The sequence below is a fragment of the Corynebacterium jeikeium genome, from assembly GCF_000738175.1.
GTDB lineage: Bacteria > Actinomycetota > Actinomycetes > Mycobacteriales > Mycobacteriaceae > Corynebacterium > Corynebacterium jeikeium_C.
This window is the reverse complement of the sequence record NZ_JFCH01000005.1, coordinates 1-296: the sequence shown is the minus strand read 5'-3', so window position 1 is coordinate 296 and position 296 is coordinate 1. Positions and strand designations below refer to the sequence as shown.

Annotated in this window: 1 pseudogene; it reads left to right on the top strand. The window is 51.0% G+C overall.

The annotated features are described in order from the left end of the window. Positions 1-45 precede the first annotated feature (45 nt). A pseudogene (locus JQ46_RS10850) lies at positions 46-296 on the top strand (IS3 family transposase); the annotation flags it as partial.

Sequence of the window (296 nt, the reverse complement as noted above, 5' to 3'; positions counted from 1 at the left end):
TGGAGGCCAGCTGACATCGCTGTGGAATGCGAGCTGCGCTCAAAGATGAGTGTCTATTCCTGGGCACAACGCCACCGTGAAGAGGGAGAATGGGGTTTGATGTCGAAAAGAGAACGCAAAGAGCACACTTGCATGCCCACCCGAGCAGCACTTGAGAAGTCATTAGCCGATGATCCTGCAGAACTGAAAAAGCAAATGGCGCAACTGCTCGTTGACAAGGCTGTTTTGGAAAAGGAGCTGGAACTTGTAAAAAAAGACGTCAGCGTCATCCCGGGTCAGCTCAGCAATAAGCACAA